This is a genomic window from Polaromonas sp. P1_E1_2 (assembly GCF_056406035.1).
Window position 1 is genome coordinate 1 of the sequence record NZ_JBFUAZ010000743.1, and the last position, 1,769, is coordinate 1,769.

3 protein-coding genes are annotated in these 1,769 nt (G+C 59.4%); all 3 read left to right on the top strand.

Going from position 1 to position 1,769, the window contains the following annotated elements:
• On the top strand, positions 1 to 354 hold a 354-nt coding region (locus AC1D1P_RS22400), incomplete at its 5' end, for a hypothetical protein (protein ID WP_477674502.1).
• 546 nt (positions 355 to 900) lie between these two features.
• Positions 901 to 1,245, top strand: coding sequence for a hypothetical protein (locus tag AC1D1P_RS22405; protein ID WP_477668257.1), 345 nt, complete (start codon positions 901 to 903; stop codon positions 1,243 to 1,245).
• Positions 1,246 to 1,392: 147 nt separating this feature from the next.
• Positions 1,393 to 1,769: hypothetical protein (locus AC1D1P_RS22410; RefSeq protein WP_477674503.1), on the top strand; the 377-nt coding region annotated here is incomplete at its 3' end.

The window sequence follows — 1,769 nt, forward strand, 5'->3', positions numbered from 1 at the left end:
CGGCCCCGCCTGCAGAAGGTGGCTTCGCGTCGAAAGGCGTGGTCCGGTCATTTTTACGTTATGTCTCACAATGACGGTTTGGAAGAGTTGTCGGCCACCTTGCGCTCGGCGGGTGTCGAGCACGCCCTGTACCACGACTGCATCTGGATCACCCTGCCGCAAATCCAAGGCCACGTTGAAATCAAGTCTTGGGGCCAGCAGGGTCGAACGGCCCAGCTTGCCATGAATCGCCAGTGGTTCTCATTGAGTGAGGTTGAAGGCGACTTTGACGGCCCGGCGGAAGCGGTAATTGCCCGGGTTGCTGAAAAGCTTGCAGAGCGCGGACTGTCACTTCTGCAAGGAGCTCCGGAGTGAGACATAACTCGCCGGTCCGGATGGACGTCCGAGTGCGTACGCGCTTCGCGCGCACCTGTTCTTGATCGTCACTCACCTTCACGTTAGACCTCATGCTCACAGCCGCTGCCGGATTGCACCGCACCCCACGGGTACTCCTTGGATGGCTCGCCGTTCCCGTCATTGCTGGCGCCGCTCTCCTCGCCTGGCCATTGCTTGAGTCCTGCGAAAACTCCCGACTTCGGGAGATCCCGTCACCTGATCAGTTGTGGAAGTTGGTGGTGTTCGAGCGCAGTTGTTCTGCAACGGTCGCGTGAACGACTCATGTATCCCTTGTAGGCGCGAGTGAAATGCTGCCGAACGCGCCCGGAAACTTGCTGGTTTCCTTCGAGCGTCACGGCTCATTGGTCGGCGCCTCCGTGCGCGAGCCGGAAGTGGTTGTCCGGTGGCAACGACCGGACGCAATCGAGCTGGCCTACAGTTCGGCTGCGCCCATCCACTCCACCGTGTCCGAGTTTGGGAGCTTCCGGGTGATCCACACGCGCGCGCCATGAGGTCTAACAGGTCGTGAACGCCTCCATCCAAAGCGAGACAGGTTGGTTGCAGTCGCTAAGCCCGGCTGAGCGAGCTCGATTCCTCTCTTCGCTGAGCCACAACCTCACCATCGCCATTCGAGTTCTTTGTCACAGTCAGGGAGCTCCCGAGCAAACCGTTGAATTAGTACGCCGGCTGAACGAGGCGCACCACCGGGTATCCAGCTATCTCGCCCATTACCACATCGGTGATGAAAACGTCGGTTGGATCGGTGCGGTCGTCGAGTATGTTCTCGACGCGAAGGACCCTGTTGTGCTGCAGCAAGCCGAGCAGGCGTGGTCATATGCGAGGAAGGTTGTGTCCGGTGGCACGGCCTAACCCCTCCATCGAGCGGACGTTCCAAAGGCCGCTTCGCGCCCTGTGGGGCCCCGCTCGTTCTAACGGCTCACTCAACTCCGATCCACAACGGGATACGGCGGTCTCGCCGCGGGTGTTGGTGGCCCATTCATTTTCACTATCAAGCTCATGAGTGCACTAGAGTTACAACAACAAATCCTGGCCGCGTTTGCATCGGTACTCCGCCCTGCGCGTGACGAAATTGCGCCTCACATTTACCAGGAATGCGCCGAACTTGCCGATGATCTCGCGCCGTTTTCTGCGACTGAAGTGCCGGAGAAGTTATTTCAAAGCCACGTGTGGGATATGCCGCTTCTTTCAGCGGAAGCCATGCACTACTACTTTCCCGCCTGGCTCATTCGAGGCCTCGACGACGGTGGACCCTGGCTATGCGACGCAGCTAGTGCTGTGTTGGGTGCATTGGAGAATTCAGAGCACCGCTGGGACCCTGCCCAGCCGTACTCATGCGAGCAATGGCTGGCGTTTCAAGCCTGGCTGTCCTACGT